The 14881-nt window shown below is 39.6% G+C and carries 19 protein-coding genes and 2 other annotated features; all 19 genes read left to right on the top strand.

Going from position 1 to position 14881, the window contains the following annotated elements; genetic code table 11:
* The first annotated feature begins 2 nt into the window (after positions 1-2).
* The gene (disA, locus tag AA0X95_RS01830) at positions 3-1076 is read left to right on the top strand and encodes a DNA integrity scanning diadenylate cyclase DisA (protein WP_413304729.1); all 1074 of its coding nucleotides are present in this window, start codon (positions 3-5) and stop codon (positions 1074-1076) included.
* Positions 1077-1450: 374 nt separating this feature from the next.
* A complete protein-coding gene (locus AA0X95_RS01825; RefSeq protein WP_413304727.1) occupies positions 1451-2539 on the top strand; it encodes a PIN/TRAM domain-containing protein in 1089 nt (362 codons plus the stop codon).
* A gap of 22 nt (positions 2540-2561) precedes the next feature.
* A complete protein-coding gene (gene ispD, locus AA0X95_RS01820) occupies positions 2562-3254 on the top strand; it encodes a 2-C-methyl-D-erythritol 4-phosphate cytidylyltransferase (protein WP_413304725.1) in 693 nt (230 codons plus the stop codon).
* Positions 3255-3737 carry a 2-C-methyl-D-erythritol 2,4-cyclodiphosphate synthase gene (ispF, locus tag AA0X95_RS01815; RefSeq protein ID WP_413304722.1) on the top strand — a complete coding sequence of 161 codons (483 nt, stop codon included), beginning with the start codon at positions 3255-3257 and terminating at the stop codon, positions 3735-3737.
* A gap of 75 nt (positions 3738-3812) precedes the next feature.
* Positions 3813-5270 (top strand): glutamate--tRNA ligase, encoded by a 1458-nt coding sequence (gene gltX / locus AA0X95_RS01810; RefSeq protein ID WP_413304719.1) that lies wholly within the window; start codon positions 3813-3815, stop codon positions 5268-5270.
* Between the two features lie 46 nt (positions 5271-5316).
* Positions 5317-5580 (top strand) — a binding site (T-box leader).
* Positions 5581-5644: 64 nt separating this feature from the next.
* Complete coding sequence (gene cysE / locus AA0X95_RS01805; RefSeq protein ID WP_413309803.1) at positions 5645-6319, top strand: serine O-acetyltransferase; 675 nt, start codon at positions 5645-5647, stop codon at positions 6317-6319.
* Entirely contained in the window at positions 6300-7697 is a 1398-nt protein-coding gene (gene cysS, locus AA0X95_RS01800; RefSeq protein ID WP_413304717.1) for a cysteine--tRNA ligase, read from the top strand. The genes cysE and cysS overlap by 20 nt, the downstream gene beginning before the upstream one ends.
* A 3-nt stretch (positions 7698-7700) precedes the next feature.
* Positions 7701-8126: a Mini-ribonuclease 3 gene (locus tag AA0X95_RS01795; RefSeq protein ID WP_413304715.1), complete on the top strand. Its 426-nt coding sequence runs from the start codon at positions 7701-7703 to the stop codon at positions 8124-8126.
* Complete coding sequence (rlmB, locus tag AA0X95_RS01790; protein WP_413304712.1) at positions 8123-8866, top strand: 23S rRNA (guanosine(2251)-2'-O)-methyltransferase RlmB; 744 nt, start codon at positions 8123-8125, stop codon at positions 8864-8866. Before AA0X95_RS01795 ends, rlmB begins: the two co-directional genes overlap by 4 nt.
* Before the next feature lie 3 nt (positions 8867-8869).
* Positions 8870-9379, top strand: coding sequence for an NYN domain-containing protein (locus tag AA0X95_RS01785; protein WP_413304710.1), 510 nt, complete (start codon positions 8870-8872; stop codon positions 9377-9379).
* 69 nt (positions 9380-9448) lie between these two features.
* The gene (sigH, locus tag AA0X95_RS01780) at positions 9449-10099 is read left to right on the top strand and encodes an RNA polymerase sporulation sigma factor SigH (RefSeq protein ID WP_335544677.1); all 651 of its coding nucleotides are present in this window, start codon (positions 9449-9451) and stop codon (positions 10097-10099) included.
* A gap of 117 nt (positions 10100-10216) precedes the next feature.
* Entirely contained in the window at positions 10217-10363 is a 147-nt protein-coding gene (rpmG, locus tag AA0X95_RS01775) for a 50S ribosomal protein L33 (protein WP_308081580.1), read from the top strand.
* A 47-nt stretch (positions 10364-10410) separates the two neighbouring features.
* Complete coding sequence (gene secE / locus AA0X95_RS01770; protein WP_413304705.1) at positions 10411-10593, top strand: preprotein translocase subunit SecE; 183 nt, start codon at positions 10411-10413, stop codon at positions 10591-10593.
* Between the two features lie 304 nt (positions 10594-10897).
* Positions 10898-11431 carry a transcription termination/antitermination protein NusG gene (gene nusG / locus AA0X95_RS01765; protein ID WP_413304702.1) on the top strand — a complete coding sequence of 178 codons (534 nt, stop codon included), beginning with the start codon at positions 10898-10900 and terminating at the stop codon, positions 11429-11431.
* A 220-nt stretch (positions 11432-11651) separates the two neighbouring features.
* Positions 11652-12077 (top strand): 50S ribosomal protein L11, encoded by a 426-nt coding sequence (rplK, locus tag AA0X95_RS01760; RefSeq protein WP_043931588.1) that lies wholly within the window; start codon positions 11652-11654, stop codon positions 12075-12077.
* A 104-nt stretch (positions 12078-12181) separates the two neighbouring features.
* A complete protein-coding gene (rplA, locus tag AA0X95_RS01755) occupies positions 12182-12880 on the top strand; it encodes a 50S ribosomal protein L1 (protein WP_413304697.1) in 699 nt (232 codons plus the stop codon).
* Between the two features lie 54 nt (positions 12881-12934).
* Positions 12935-13081: a sequence feature (ribosomal protein L10 leader region), on the top strand.
* A gap of 33 nt (positions 13082-13114) precedes the next feature.
* Complete coding sequence (rplJ, locus tag AA0X95_RS01750; protein WP_413304695.1) at positions 13115-13615, top strand: 50S ribosomal protein L10; 501 nt, start codon at positions 13115-13117, stop codon at positions 13613-13615.
* A 59-nt stretch (positions 13616-13674) separates the two neighbouring features.
* Entirely contained in the window at positions 13675-14037 is a 363-nt protein-coding gene (gene rplL / locus AA0X95_RS01745) for a 50S ribosomal protein L7/L12 (protein ID WP_066321249.1), read from the top strand.
* A gap of 127 nt (positions 14038-14164) precedes the next feature.
* The gene (locus AA0X95_RS01740) at positions 14165-14764 is read left to right on the top strand and encodes a class I SAM-dependent methyltransferase (protein WP_413304692.1); all 600 of its coding nucleotides are present in this window, start codon (positions 14165-14167) and stop codon (positions 14762-14764) included.
* Positions 14765-14881 lie beyond the last annotated feature (117 nt).

Genomic DNA, 14881 nt, shown 5'->3' with positions numbered 1-14881 from the left:
AGATGGAAAATAAAAAGCTTGGTGAACAATCAATAAATGAGGTATTACAGTTTATTGCACCAGGGACACCTATTCGCGAGGGGATTGATAATGTTCTAAGAGCAAATACAGGCGGGCTGATTGTCGTGGGTTACAATGACAGGGTGAAAAGTATTGTCGATGGTGGTTTTGAGATTAATTGTCCATTTTCACCAAGCTTTTTATATGAATTAGCAAAAATGGATGGTGCTATTATTTTAAACGAATTAGGAAATAAGATTCTTTTTGCTAATGCCCAGCTTGCCCCCAATTCAGAAATATCCTCGACCGAAACAGGCATGCGGCATCGTACGGCTGAACGAGTAGCTAGACAAACGAAATCACTTGTCATTGCCATTTCACAAAGAAGAAATGTCATTACCCTTTACCAAGGGAATTTCCGCTATTCCTTAAAAGATATCTCTGTCATCTTAACAAAAGCGAACCAAGCGATTCAGACGCTAGAAAAGTATAAGGTAGTGCTGGAGCATAGTATAACAAACTTAAGTATTCTTGAATTTGAGGAGTCGGTTACATACAACGACTTTTTGCTTGTCCTTCATCGTTTTGAAATGGTGTTAAAGATAAAAAATGAACTATTATCCTTTCTGCATGAACTAGGAACAGAGGGACGGCTCATTCGGTTGCAGATGAATGAAATATTAACGGAATTGGAAGAAGAAACACTCTTAATCATTAAAGATTATGCATTCGAACGCGATATTAAGGCCCGTGAGGTTCTGCAACGAATGCAGGCAATGACTGCCAGTGGAAACATCGAGGATACCGTTTTATTAAAATTAATGGGCTACCTTGGTTATGTTCATTTGGATGAAAATAAGAAACCCCGTGGCTATCGGATCCTTCATAAAATTCCGAGACTGCCGTCCATCATTATTGAAAACTTGATTAGCAGCTTTGGAGAACTATCAAAAATTATGACTGCATCAGTAGACGAGCTAGATGAAGTGGACGGGATTGGTGAAGTCCGGGCTAAAAAGATCAAGGAAGGGTTTAAATTAGTCAAGGATCGCTTATATACCGATCGCCATCTATAAGGATGGCTGTGTTAAGGTTTTATACCCTGTTGATTGGAGCGGAAGGCACGAAGACTCCTGTGGGAGTATGGTTCAGGGGAGACCCCGCAGGCGCAAGCGCCGAGGAGGCTCGCCGAAACACCCACGGAAAGCGAAGTGCCTGGAGCGGAAAACAACAGACAAGTTTAACAAAGTCAAAAGGAAAAATAGAGAATGAACGGGAATTTCCAATTGTTTGACAATGATTTTTTCCAGTGCTAACCTATGGGGAGTAACCATTATTCCTTTTCTCATAACGAATATATTTCAAACGATTTACATTTTGGAAAAATAATCATCAAATTAACGTTTCAATTTTAAGAATATGTTTATAATGAATTAGAGGAGGTGAAGGAATGTTAAAACGTATTGTGCAGGCATGCTTCCTCATTATGGGAGGTACGCTAGGAATATTGTTATTACCGGAATTGTTCAGACTTCTTCATATAAATGACATTCCAGTGATTAATAACTCTTATGTTATTGCTATTTTAGGGGCTATTATTTTTTATCTTATTACCTTTTGGGCAGTAGATTACGTCTTTAATTTTATTAAATGGGCGGAAGATTCGTTAGTAAAAATTCCTGTAACGGATGTCCTTTTTGGTAGTTTGGGCCTTATTTTTGGGTTATTTGTTGCCTTCTTAGTTGGCTTTGCGTTAAATGCTGTTCAAGTGCCAATCTTAAATGCAGTTGCTCCTATTTTGTTAACCTTATTGTTTGGCTACCTTGGATTCCAAGTAGGTTTTAAGAAACGGGATGAACTATTAGGGCTGTTTGGAAACCGCGGTCATAAGAAAAAAGCGGGCGATGAAGAAGCAGAAAAGGCAGCCGGCAAGGCATTAAAAATATTAGATACAAGCGTCATTATTGATGGCCGGGTAGCTGATATTTGCCAGACTGGATTTTTAGAAGGGACAATTGTCATTCCTCAGTTCGTTCTCGAGGAATTACAGCATATTGCTGACTCTTCTGATGTTCTTAAACGAAACCGTGGTAGACGAGGCTTGGATATTTTAAATCGAATTCAAAAAGAACTCGCCATTAAAGTTGAAATTTACGAGGGAGATTTTGAAGAAATAAGTGAAGTAGACTCAAAACTAGTGAAACTAGCTAAGTTAACAAATGGTATTCTCGTTACAAATGATTTTAACCTTAATAAAGTGTGTGAATTACAGAACGTGACGGTTTTAAATATCAATGATTTAGCAAACGCAGTGAAACCGGTTGTCCTTCCAGGTGAAGAGTTGACAGTTCAAGTGATCAAGGATGGTAAGGAATATCACCAGGGCGTTGCTTATTTAGACGATGGAACAATGATTGTAGTGGAAGAAGGAAGAGAATATATTGGTAAGAGAATCGAAGTTCTCGTAACAAGTGTGCTACAAACCTCTGCCGGCCGTATGATCTTCGCCAAACCGAAATTATTAGAAAAAGCGCTATAGAAAAGTAGAGTGGGGTTTTTTTATGACTTACCAAGTCATTATCCCGGCTGCAGGTCAGGGAAAAAGAATGGGAGCGGGGAAAAATAAGCTTTTATTAGAGCTTAATGGAGTACCAGTGCTCATTCATACCTTAAGGGTATTTGAAGAGGATGAAGCTTGCACGGGGATGATCTTAGCTATTCACCCCCAGGATGAAATGGAATTCAAAGAGTTACTAAATAAGTATAACGTAACGAAGGTAATCAACTTGGTGCCGGGTGGAGAGGAACGTCAGCATAGCATTTATAATGCCCTCCAAACGGTCAAAAACGATGGAACTATTCTTGTTCATGATGCTGCACGTCCCTTTATTCAAAAAGGGCAAATCCAACGTTTAACTGAAAAGGCGCGCGAAACAGGTGCTGCGATTATTGGAGTACCAGCTAAAGACACCATGAAAAAGGTACAAGATGGTGTCGTAGTGGAAACCGTCGAACGTTCAAGCTTGTGGGCTGTACAAACCCCACAAGCTTTTCGTATTTCGTTATTGCAGGAGGCATACGAAAAGGCAAAAATAGATGCCTTTGTTGGAACAGATGATGCGAGTTTAGTTGAACGATTGCATCAACCGGTTTCCATTGTAGAAGGAGATTACGACAATATTAAACTGACTACACCAGAAGATTTATACTTCGCTGAGGCGATATTGAAAAAGAGAGAAAAGGAGTTTTGCTAAATGTTTCGAATTGGCCAGGGATTTGATGTCCACCAATTAACAGAAGGACGCCCGCTAATCATAGGGGGGATTACCATTCCATATGAAAAGGGCCTTTTAGGTCATTCGGATGCAGATGTATTATTACATACCGTTTCCGATGCGTGTCTTGGTGCAATTGGGGAAGGTGATATTGGTAAGCATTTTCCTGATACGGATCCCGATTTCAAGGATGCAGACTCAGCAAAGCTGATGGAGCATGTTTGGCAGCTAGTGAAGGAGAAGGGGTATGAGCTAGTGAATGCGGATTGTACAATTATTGCACAGAAACCAAAAATGGCTCCCTATATTGAACAAATGCGCAATCGAATTGCTGAGCTGCTTGAAGCCTCTCCAGAACAAATCAATGTGAAGGCAACGACAACTGAAAAACTAGGTTTTACCGGCAGGGGAGAAGGGATTGCCTCACAAGCTGTAGTTTTATTGAAGAAGGTAAATGAATAGTCTTTATTGAAATCCTATACAGTGATAAAATAGTCAATTGAAACTATATTAATTAAGCACGGAGGCCATGTACAAATGTCAAACGAAGTTCGTGTAAGATATGCTCCAAGTCCTACTGGACATTTACATATTGGAAATGCCCGGACCGCATTATTCAATTATTTGTTTGCACGCAGCAAGCAAGGAAAATTTATTATCCGGATTGAAGATACGGATAAAAAGCGGAATATAGAGGGTGGAGAAGAAAGTCAGCTTAAATATTTAAAATGGCTTGGCATGGATTGGGATGAAAGTGTCGATGTAGGTGGAGAATACGGCCCTTATCGTCAATCCGAAAGAAATGATATTTATGAAACTTATTACAAGCAATTACTAGAGAACGGTCATGCTTATAAATGTTATTGTACAGAAGAAGAGTTGGAGGCGGAGCGTGAGGCCCAAACAGAAAGAGGAGAAACTCCGCATTATTCCGGTAAATGCCGTCATTTAACTCCTGAAGATCGTGAACGTTTAGAAAGTGAAGGCCGCAAGCCAAGCATACGTATTGCTGTTCCTGAAGGAAAAACTTACACCTTTGACGATATGGTAAAAGGTACGGTTTCCTTTGAATCAGAGGGAATGGGTGACTGGGTAATCATTAAAAAGGATGGCACTCCAACCTATAACTTTGCGGTGACAATCGACGATTACCTTATGAAGATTTCACACGTACTACGTGGGGACGACCATATTTCTAATACGCCAAAACAATTAATGGTATATGAGGCACTAGACTGGGAGCCACCGGTCTTTGGACACATGACATTGATTGTAAATGAAAGCCGTAAAAAGCTAAGCAAACGTGATGAATCCATTATTCAGTTCATTGAGCAATATGAGGAATTAGGATATCTCCCAGAAGCACTATTTAACTTTATTACTTTACTTGGCTGGTCTCCAGCTGGCGAAGAAGAGTTATATTCTAAAGAAGAATTTATTGAAATATTTGATGCGGATCGACTTTCTAAGTCACCAGCATTATTTGATAAGCAAAAGCTTACTTGGATGAACAATCAATACATGAAAAAAGTGGAGCTAGACAGAGTAGTCGAGCTATCATTGCCACACTTAATCAAAGCTGGTCGTATAAGTGAAAATATGACTGATGAACAGCATGATTGGGTAAAGGGCCTAGTCTCACTTTTACAGGAAAAAATGAGCTTTGGTGCTGAAATTGTTGAACTTTCGGACATGTTCTTTAAAGACGAGGCTGAATACGAAGAAGATGCGAAGGAAATTCTAACAGGAGAAACAGTTCCTGAAGTCTTAAAGGCATTTTCCATTGAGCTGGATCAATTGGAAAGCTTTAAAGCCGAAGGCATAAAGGCAGCGATGAAAGCAGTACAAAAATCTACTGGTCAAAAAGGAAAAAATCTCTTTATGCCAATCCGTGCAGCAGTCACAGGACAGACACATGGACCAGATCTTCCACAAGCGATTGAGCTGTTAGGAAAACAAAAAGTCCAAATGCGAATTAATCAAATTATTGGTTAACATTGAGATAAAAATGTAATATAGTAAGTATAAATAATTTAATATTTCAAAAGCGTAGAAGAGGAAAAGTAAAAAAATGATGCTTTAAAGAGAAAACCATCACCGGCTGAAAGTGGTTTAGGCCCCTCATTTTTTGAAGTGCCCCTCTGAGCCCCATTTCGAAAGAGTCAACTCTAGTAGATATGGGCGGAACCATCCGTTAACAAGTAAGAGTGAGGCAACAAATAGCTCTACTACACTACTCATACAGTGGAAGTGTAGGTAAAGTGACTGCCTAATCAGAGTGGAACCACGCACAAGCGTCTCTGTCGTATCGACAGGGGCGCTTTTTTAATTTCTTAAAGATAGAGCTAAACTAAGGGGGAGTAATGGCAATGTTCAAAATGATGAAAGAAGATATTGAGGTTGTTTTTGAACAAGATCCTGCAGCAAGAAGTTATTTAGAAGTTATCTTAACATACTCAGGCTTACATGCCATTTGGGCTCATCGGCTTGCACACGCTTTTTTTAAGAAAAAGTTATTTTTCATTGCCAGGGTTATATCTCAAATAAGCCGGTTCTTTACGGGTATTGAAATTCACCCTGGGGCAAAAATAGGCAGAAGATTTTTTATTGACCATGGCATGGGAGTTGTTATTGGGGAAACATGCGAAATTGGTGATAATGTGACCGTGTTTCAAGGCGTTACCCTTGGAGGAACGGGTAAGGAAAAGGGAAAACGTCATCCAACGATTAAGGATAATGCCCTCATCGCAACAGGTGCAAAAGTGCTCGGTTCCATTACTATCGGTGAGAACTCGAAGATTGGTGCCGGTTCTGTTGTCTTAAAGGAAGTGCCGCCAAACTCTACAGTGGTTGGGGTTCCTGGAAGAGTGGTCATTCAGGATGGAAAGAGGATTAAAAAGGATAAGGATTTAAATCACTGTGATCTGCCAGATCCAATTGCAGATCGGTTTAAAGAATTGGAAAATGAACTTAATCTCTTAAAGCAGGAACTAGATGGATTAAGAAAAGAAAGGATCGAAGTAAATGGCCATTCAAATTTATAATACACTGTCTCGGAAAAAAGAAGCATTCGTACCGCTTGAAGAAGGAAAAGTGAAAATGTATGTATGCGGTCCGACGGTTTATAATTATATTCATATAGGAAATGCACGCCCGGCAATTGTCTTCGATACGGTAAGACGCTATTTAGAGTATCGTGATTACGATGTCCAATACGTTTCAAATTTTACAGACGTAGATGATAAATTGATTCGTGCAGCCAATCAATTAGGGGAAGATGTACCGACGATTGCTGACCGATTTATTAATGCTTACTTTGAAGATGTTACGGCATTAGGATGTGCAAAAGCAGATGTCCATCCGCGAGTAATGGAAAATATGGATATCATTATTGAATTTATCAGCCAGTTAATTGAAAAAGGTTATGCCTATGAATCAGAGGGGGATGTTTATTTCCGCACAAGACACTTTGATGATTATGGCAAGCTTTCTCATCAATCGATAGATGAACTGCGTGTCGGCGCGAGAATTGAAGTTGGAGATAAAAAACAAGATGACTTAGACTTCGCTCTGTGGAAAGCGGCGAAGGAAGGAGAAATCTTCTGGGAAAGCCCATGGGGACTTGGCAGACCAGGCTGGCATATTGAATGCTCAGCAATGGCCAAAAAGTATCTCGGTGAAACGATTGACATTCATGCTGGCGGACAGGACTTAACCTTCCCGCATCATGAAAATGAAATTGCTCAATCGGAAGCTTTGAGTGGAAAACTATTCTCTCGTTACTGGATGCATAACGGGTATATCAATATCGATAATGAAAAAATGTCAAAATCACTTGGGAACTTCGTCCTTGTACATGACATTATTAAGAAGCATAATCCACAAGTGTTAAGATTTTTTATGTTATCGGTACACTACCGAAACCCAATCAACTACAGTGAAGAATTATTGGAAAGCACGAAAGCGGCATTTGAACGATTAACCACTTCCTATCAAAACTTGCAGCATCGTAGAGAAGTAAGCACGGATTTAACTGATAACAATCAAGAGTGGCTCGATAATATTACAGCAGCAAAAGAGCAGTTTATTGAGGCAATGGATGATGACTTTAACACAGCAAAAGCCATTTCTGTATTGTTTGATCTCTCCAAACTTGCGAATTATTATCTTTTAGAGAAAAATACTTCGGTAGCAGTGATTGATGCATTTACAGCTCAATTTCAAGAATTATTCCAAGTGTTAGGGTTAACGCTAGAAAGTGAAGAATTGCTGGACGAAGAAATCGATGCGCTGATTGAAAAGAGAAACCAGGCAAGGAAGGATCGAAATTTTCAATTGTCTGACCAAATTCGGGACCAACTGAAGGAAATGAATATCATTCTAGAGGACACGCCACAAGGAACCAGATGGAAAAGGGGCTAATGCATGCTTGACTATGAAGAAACAGTGGACGCCAAACAATTAAATAGCCTTGCACTTGCCTACATGGGAGATGCGGTCTTTGAAACGTATGTTAGACGTCACCTTCTCTACAGTGGGAAGGTAAGACCGCATCATTTACACCGTGCTGGAACCAAATACGTGTCGGCGAAGGCCCAGTGTCATATTCTCTTTCAAATGATGAATGACCAGCTCCTTACTGAGGAGGAAATGGCTGTAGTCATGCGCGGCAGAAATGCGAAATCGGGGACTGTTCCCAAAAACACAGATGTTCAAACGTATCGATACAGCACGGCCTTTGAGGCATTAATGGGATATTTATTTTTACAAGGTTATAAAGAGCGGTTAGAAGAGCTAATTAAAAGAGCCTTTTCCTATGTAGAAGAGCAGAAAGGAGGTACTGTTGAATGAGCCAGGAGTACATCGTTGGAAAAAATCCAGTCATAGAAGCCCTTAAGTCGGAAAGGGATATTAACAAAATTTTAATTGCTGAAGGGTCACAGCGCGGTCAAATGCAGCAAATTACCCAATTAGCAAAAGAAGCCAATGTGCTTGTTCAGTTTGTACCAAAGAAAAAAATCGACCAAATTGCAGATGAAAATCATCAGGGAGTCTTAGCCTATGTAGCAGCCTATCAATATGCAGAAATCGATGATTTGTTTGCCGCAGCAGAAAAGAAGAATGAAACACCTTTCTTTTTATTGTTAGATGAAATTGAGGATCCTCATAATCTTGGATCTATTATGCGAACAGCAGATGCAGTAGGTGCCCATGGAATTATTATTCCAAAGCGCAGAGCTGTGGGGTTAACAGCCACGGTTGCCAAAGCTTCTACAGGAGCAATTGAATATATACCAGTGGTACGTGTAACGAACATGGCACGGACCATCGATGAATTAAAGGAACGAGGATTATGGATTGCTGGTACGGATGCTAAGGGAGAATTAGATTATCGTCAGCTGGATGGAACGCTTCCGCTTGGCTTAGTGATAGGCAGTGAAGGAAAAGGAATGGGACGACTTATTCGGGATAAATGTGATTTCCTTATCAATCTGCCAATGGTAGGAAAAGTAACCTCTCTAAATGCCTCTGTTGCTGCATCATTGCTTATGTATGAGGTATATAGTAAAAGAAATCCTCTCGAGAGGTAGTTTATGGATATTCTGCTTGTCGACGGATATAACATTATCGGAGCATGGCCAGAGCTTAGGGAATTGAAGGATCGGGATTTACCTGCTGCACGGGATCGCTTGGTGGAAAGAATGGCTGAATATCAAGCGTTCTCTGGTTTCCGTGTCATTGTTGTATTTGATGCCCATTATGTTCAAGGAACAGAAAAAAAGTATAAAAATCATAAGGTAGAAGTGATTTTTACAAAAGAAAATGAGACGGCAGATGAGCGGATTGAAAAAATGGCTATTAGTCTGAGCAATCGGAGAACACAAATTCATGTGGCGACATCCGATTTTACAGAGCAATGGGCCATTTTTGGACAAGGCGCCTTAAGAAAATCCGCTCGTGAACTGCTGATTGAAATGTCATCGATAGAAAAGGGAATTGAGAAGAGAGTAAAGAAGATTCAAGAAAAAAAGCCCGTATCCAAGATACCGATTAGTGATGAACTTGCAGAAATTTTTGAAAAATGGCGCAGAGGACAGAAATGAGCGATAGACTTCAAAATTTTTCTAATGTATAATATTAGTATCTATGCTTGTTCGGTGGAGGGGATCTACTTGAGTACGGACTTCGGGACAAAGGTCAACGAACATTTTTTCGTAATGGAAGATGAAGAAATAGTCGATTTAGTGCACCAAGGTGATAGTGAAGCGTTGGATTATTTAATCCATAAGTATCGTAATTTTGTACGTGCAAAAGCAAGATCCTATTTTTTAATTGGAGCAGATAAGGAAGATATTGTTCAGGAGGGTATGATAGGGCTTTATAAGGCAATTCGTGACTTCCGTGAGGACAAGCTTACCTCCTTTAAAGCATTTGCCGAGCTGTGTATCACACGTCAGATTATTACTGCCATTAAGACTGCAACCAGGCAGAAACACATTCCATTAAACTCTTATGTATCTCTGGACAAGCCTATCTATGATGAAGAGTCTGATCGCACGCTGATGGATGTCTTATCAGGTGCAAAGGTATTGGACCCGGAAGAATTGATTATTAATCAAGAAGAATTTGATCACATAGAGATTAAAATGACTGAATTATTAAGCGATTTAGAAAGAAAGGTACTGGCCCTCTATTTAGATGGCCAATCCTATCAGGAGATTTCAGAAGAGCTAAATCGTCACGTAAAATCCATAGATAACGCTCTACAACGCGTGAAACGGAAACTAGAACGTTATTTAGAAATTCGTGAATTCTCTCTATAAATTAACAAAAAGAGGAAATGGCGTTCTTGTGAATCCGTTCCCAATGTTATTGACTTTAATGAGGGGTCATGTTACATTTTGGATGATGTAAAAGAAATTTGTTTGAAGGTGTCGAATATGAGTAAAAAAGTAATTCTTGCATGTGCTGATTGTGGCTCTAGGAATTATTCGACCATCAGCAAGCAGGAGCAAACAGAAAGATTGGAATTGAAAAAATTCTGTAAAACCTGCGCTACCCATACAATCCACAGGGAAACAAAATAATTTAGATAGATCTTTGCAGTTATTTTTAGATTTTGGGGGTTACAGATATGCAACGCATAACGAAGTTCTTCAGTGATGTCTTCCGTGAAATGAGAAAGGTTAGCTGGCCAAAACGTAGTGAGCTGACTCGTTCTACTGTTACCGTTTTATCTACTGTTGTTTTTTTCGCAGCATTCTTTGCTGTTCTTGATTTAGGAATTTCAAAATTGATTCGCTTAATTCTTGAATAATAAACCAACTTTCATGGTATAATGGTAAACATCAAAGGAAATTTTAGCTAAAAGCCCGTTTTGACGGGTTTTTTATTTGCTTAAAAAATTGGCCAAGTTACTTTTAGTTGATTGGAACGGAAGGTGCGAAGACTCCTGTGGGAGTATGGTTCAGGGGAGACCCCGCAGGCGCAAGCGCCGAGGAGGCTCGCCGAAACACCCACGAACCGCTCGCGCCTGGAGTGGAAATCAGCCGAGGATAACAGAGCTGAAAATAGTTATTATCTCAAAGAAATAGGGAGGGACGGACGTCTAGTCCTCTTAAATGGAAAAGAATTGGTATGTAGTCCATACTTACTCGGGTTATGAAAATAAAGTAAAGGCCAACTTAGAAAAGCGTGTCGAATCAATGGGCATGTCGGATAAAATCTTCCGCGTAGTTGTTCCTGAAGAAGAAGAAACAGAAATCAAAAACGGTAAGAAAAAGGTAGTTAAACGAAAAGTATTCCCTGGATATGTACTTGTTGAGATCGTCATGACAGATGATTCATGGTATGTCGTGCGTAATACACCAGGTGTCACTGGATTTGTTGGCTCGGCTGGCTCAGGTTCGAAGCCAACACCACTATTACCGGAAGAAGTAACCGTGTTACTGAAGCGCATGGGCGTTGAAGAAAAACGTGTGGATGTCGATTATGAAATCGGCGAAACAGTCCGCGTAAAAGAAGGTCCATTTGCAAACTTCACTGGATCTGTTGAAGAAATGGACAAAGATAAAGCGAAACTTAAAGTTCTGGTAAATATGTTTGGCCGAGATACTCCGGTTGAGCTTGATTTTACACAGATTGAGAAGCTCTAAGAAATACCTTGATAAGCTGTTTTTTAAAGAAAAATAAACTGATATTGTAAAAAAACTTGAAATCATTTTTAAAAAGTGGTAATATTTCATAGGTCAGTATGTCTCCAATGGAGACAAGACTTTTGTAAAGTTCTTTATGATTATAATATAAAGACTATTGTTGAGTGGGAGGGGTAAAAACCCCATTAACCACATCACGGACTTTAAGGAGGTGTGTCTCGTGGCTAAAAAAGTAATTAAAATGGTTAAATTGCAAATCCCTGCTGGTAAAGCTAATCCAGCGCCACCGGTTGGTCCTGCACTAGGTCAAGCAGGTGTTAATATCATGGGATTCTGTAAAGAATTTAACGCCCGTACAGCAGATCAAGCTGGTTTGATTATCCCTGTTGAAATCACGGTATTTGAAGACCGTTCATTTACATTTATTACGAAAACTCCTCCTGCTGCCGTTCTTTTGAAAGTAGCAGCTGGAATTCAGTCTGGTTCAGGCCAGCCTAACCGTAATAAAGTAGCAACAGTAAAGCGTGATAAAGTACGCGAGATTGCGGAACAAAAAATGCCTGACCTAAACGCAGCTAGCGTTGAAGCAGCAATGCGCATGGTTGAAGGTACTGCACGCAGCATGGGTATCGTAATCGAAGATTAATCCATGTAAGTTTTTATTGTTGTAAGGAGTGGGGTTGCGTTATTGCGCAACCTTTATTCGTGGGAGGTTATTCCGCTAAAACCACAATCTAGGAGGAAATAAAAATGGCTAAAAAAGGTAAAAAGTATTTAGAAGCTGCAAAGCTTGTAGATCGTTTAACAGCATACCCAGTTGCAGAAGCAATTGATCTTGCAAAGAAAACTAACTACACAAAATTTGATGCTACTCTTGAAGTGGCTTTCCGCTTAGGTGTTGACCCTAAGAAAGCTGACCAACAAATCCGTGGTGCAGTTGTGCTTCCAAACGGAACTGGTAAAACTCAACGCGTTTTAGTATTCGCGAAGGGTGAGAAAGTGAAAGAAGCAGAAGCAGCTGGTGCTGATTATGTAGGTGATTCTGAATACATTAACAAAATCCAACAAGGTTGGTTTGAATTTGATGTAATCGTAGCAACTCCTGACATGATGGGTGAAGTTGGTAAACTTGGACGTGTATTAGGACCTAAAGGCTTAATGCCAAACCCTAAAACAGGTACAGTTACATTTGATGTAACAAGAGCGATCAACGAAATCAAAGCAGGTAAAGTTGAATACCGTGTTGACAAGTCTGGTAACATTCATGTACCAATCGGTAAAGCATCTTTCGAAAACGAAAAGCTTGTTGAAAACTTCCGAACTGTGTTTGAAACATTGCTTAAAGTTAAGCCTTCAGCTGCAAAAGGTACTTATATGAAGAACGTTACAGTTGCTTCAACTATGGGACCTGGCGTGAAGGTAGATCCTTCTTCAGTCACAGTTAAGTAATTTTTACCAATTGACATTCTGAAATGCATTTTATATAATGTATTTTGTTGTTTAATATAATAAACATTTGTACTGTAGACAGCAGGGGCATTATAGCTTAATAACCTGCCGAGGTAATGCGATAGAATTGGCTGAAATCTTTCGGCTGTTGTATGCTGCCTCCATGTCTTATGATCGATATGGAGGCTTTTACTTGCCTGGTATAAATGTAGATAATCTACAGGAGGTGTAAAGATGAGCAGTGCAATCGAAGTAAAAAAACAATTAGTTGACGAAATTACTGATAAGTTAAAAGCAAGTGTATCAACTGTCGTTGTTGATTATCGTGGTCTTTCAGTTGGAGAAGTAACTGAACTTCGTAAACAACTTCGCGAAGCAGGCGTTGAATTTAAAGTTTACAAGAATTCAATGGTACGCCGTGCTGCTGATGCTGCTGAGCTTTCTAGCTTAAATGATGCATTAACAGGTCCAAACGCTATCGCGTTTAGTACTGAAGATGTAGTAGCGCCAGCTAAAATCTTGAATGACTTTGCTAAAAAGCACGAAGCGCTTGAACTTAAAGCGGGTGTAATTGAAGGAAACGTCGCATCGGCTGAAGAAATTAAAGCTCTTGCTGACCTACCATCACGCGAAGGCTTGCTTTCTATGCTACTCAGCGTACTACAAGCTCCAATTCGCAATCTTGCTCTTGCTACAAAAGCAGTGGCAGATCAAAAAGAAGAACAAGGCGCGTAAGTTAATACTAACAGCCTAACAAAATAAAACGTAACCAAAACTAAGGAGGAAATTTAATCATGACTAAAGAACAAATCATTGAAGCAGTTAAATCTATGACTGTTTTAGAACTTAACGATCTTGTAAAAGCAATCGAAGAAGAATTCGGCGTAACTGCTGCTGCTCCTGTAGCAATGGTTGGCGGCGCTGGTGCTGCTGCTGTTGAAGAGCAAACTGAATTTGATGTAATCCTTGCTAGCGCTGGAGATCAAAAAATCAAAGTTATCAAGGTTGTTCGTGAAATCACAGGCCTTGGTCTTAAAGAAGCAAAAGATCTTGTTGACAACACTCCAAAGGCAATCAAAGAAGGCGTGTCTAAAGAAGATGCTGAAGCAATCAAAGCTAAGCTTGATGAAGTTGGAGCTAACGTTGAAGTTAAGTAATAACCATATAGAAAAGCTCGCTGTATAAGCGGGCTTTTTTTGGCTATTTTAAAAGCGGAAGTGCTTTGAATAGTTAAAAGGAATTCCTCGTTTTTCTTCATTATATACTCCTCGGGAGGTGAGCTCTATGTCTGAACACTACTATTCTCGTACCCAAAAGGTTGAAAGTGATCCTAAGTTTTGGGACTTTACGTTAAAAAATAACCTTTTCCGTTTTAAAACGGATAACGGTGTTTTTTCAAAAAGAGAAGTAGATTTTGGCTCACGTTTATTAATTGAGTCTTTTGAAATGCCTCAGACAGCAGGATTTGTTCTGGATGTAGGCTGCGGCTACGGCCCAATTGGCTTGTCTATTGCGAAACAATATCATGATCGTGTGGTTCATATGGTAGATGTTAATGAACGAGCGATTCAACTGTCAAAGGAAAATGCAGCATTAAACAAGATCGAAAATGTTAAAGTGTATGAAAGTGATAGGCTGGTAAGCGTGAAAGAATCCAATTTCGCTGCTATCTTAACCAATCCGCCTATAAGAGCGGGAAAACAGACAGTGCATGATATCTTTGAACAAAGCTATAATCATCTTGTTTCGACTGGTGAACTGTGGGTAGTTATTCAAAAGAAGCAAGGTGCACCATCAGCTATTGAAAAATTAAAGACACTATTTTCCGAAGTAGAGACTATTGACAAATCCAAGGGCTATTTTATTATTAAAGCGATAAAGTAGTTGACTTGGAATTTCTGTTGTGGTAGCATTATAAAATGCCATCATAATAATTTCCGAATTATTCCTTAAAATACTGAAGTTTATAGTATAAAATATGGATAAGAAGGAAATGATGAC

This window comes from Neobacillus phoenicis (assembly GCF_047302305.1).
GTDB lineage: Bacteria > Bacillota > Bacilli > Bacillales > Cytobacillaceae > Neobacillus.
The sequence above is the reverse complement of the archived record's forward strand: the minus strand, read 5'-3'. Positions and strand labels throughout refer to the sequence as shown.

Coding starts and splice junctions, on each gene's coding strand:
- disA (WP_413304729.1), top strand. CDS start 3: ATGGAAAATAAAAAGCTTGGTGAACAATCAATAAATGAGGTATTACAG.
- AA0X95_RS01825 (WP_413304727.1), top strand. CDS start 1,451: ATGTTAAAACGTATTGTGCAGGCATGCTTCCTCATTATGGGAGGTACG.
- ispD (WP_413304725.1), top strand. CDS start 2,562: ATGACTTACCAAGTCATTATCCCGGCTGCAGGTCAGGGAAAAAGAATG.
- ispF (WP_413304722.1), top strand. CDS start 3,255: ATGTTTCGAATTGGCCAGGGATTTGATGTCCACCAATTAACAGAAGGA.
- gltX (WP_413304719.1), top strand. CDS start 3,813: ATGTCAAACGAAGTTCGTGTAAGATATGCTCCAAGTCCTACTGGACAT.
- cysE (WP_413309803.1), top strand. CDS start 5,645: ATGTTCAAAATGATGAAAGAAGATATTGAGGTTGTTTTTGAACAAGAT.
- cysS (WP_413304717.1), top strand. CDS start 6,300: ATGGCCATTCAAATTTATAATACACTGTCTCGGAAAAAAGAAGCATTC.
- AA0X95_RS01795 (WP_413304715.1), top strand. CDS start 7,701: ATGCTTGACTATGAAGAAACAGTGGACGCCAAACAATTAAATAGCCTT.
- rlmB (WP_413304712.1), top strand. CDS start 8,123: ATGAGCCAGGAGTACATCGTTGGAAAAAATCCAGTCATAGAAGCCCTT.
- AA0X95_RS01785 (WP_413304710.1), top strand. CDS start 8,870: ATGGATATTCTGCTTGTCGACGGATATAACATTATCGGAGCATGGCCA.
- rpmG (WP_308081580.1), top strand. CDS start 10,217: ATGAGTAAAAAAGTAATTCTTGCATGTGCTGATTGTGGCTCTAGGAAT.
- secE (WP_413304705.1), top strand. CDS start 10,411: ATGCAACGCATAACGAAGTTCTTCAGTGATGTCTTCCGTGAAATGAGA.
- nusG (WP_413304702.1), top strand. CDS start 10,898: ATGGAAAAGAATTGGTATGTAGTCCATACTTACTCGGGTTATGAAAAT.
- rplA (WP_413304697.1), top strand. CDS start 12,182: ATGGCTAAAAAAGGTAAAAAGTATTTAGAAGCTGCAAAGCTTGTAGAT.
- rplJ (WP_413304695.1), top strand. CDS start 13,115: ATGAGCAGTGCAATCGAAGTAAAAAAACAATTAGTTGACGAAATTACT.
- rplL (WP_066321249.1), top strand. CDS start 13,675: ATGACTAAAGAACAAATCATTGAAGCAGTTAAATCTATGACTGTTTTA.
- AA0X95_RS01740 (WP_413304692.1), top strand. CDS start 14,165: ATGTCTGAACACTACTATTCTCGTACCCAAAAGGTTGAAAGTGATCCT.